Source organism: Parvimonas sp. M20 (genome assembly GCF_035282425.1).
Taxonomy (GTDB): domain Bacteria; phylum Bacillota; class Clostridia; order Tissierellales; family Peptoniphilaceae; genus Parvimonas.
Genome location: NZ_JAYKBQ010000151.1, coordinates 1 through 277, shown reverse-complemented (window position 1 = coordinate 277; position 277 = coordinate 1). Strand labels below are relative to the sequence as shown.

Annotated in this window: 1 protein-coding gene; it reads right to left on the bottom strand. The window is 54.5% G+C overall.

The genetic code is table 11. The features are described 5' to 3' along the window. Nucleotides 1-277, bottom strand: a 277-nt coding sequence (locus VJI93_RS08780; protein ID WP_324009317.1) for a glycosyltransferase, incomplete at both ends; no start/stop codon positions are given.

The window sequence follows — 277 nt, the reverse complement described above, 5'->3', positions numbered from 1 at the left end:
CAAAAACGCTGCGTCTGATAACGATTGCCGAAGTAAAGGTGAAGCATCCGTTGCACCAGTTAGCATAAAAATCATCGACAACGACCATCGCACCGTTTTCTACGTCGGGCAGCGTGGATTCCTCGTGGTGTCCGTTTTCCCAGACCCGGGTGTAGCCGGTGCAGTACATGCCTGCTCTCGGAAAGCGCTCGATCAATCGGGCGATGCCCGCAAGAAAGTCTGGCTGAAAGCCGTCATCCGCATCGAGAAAAGCAATGTACTCACCTTGCGCGGCGTC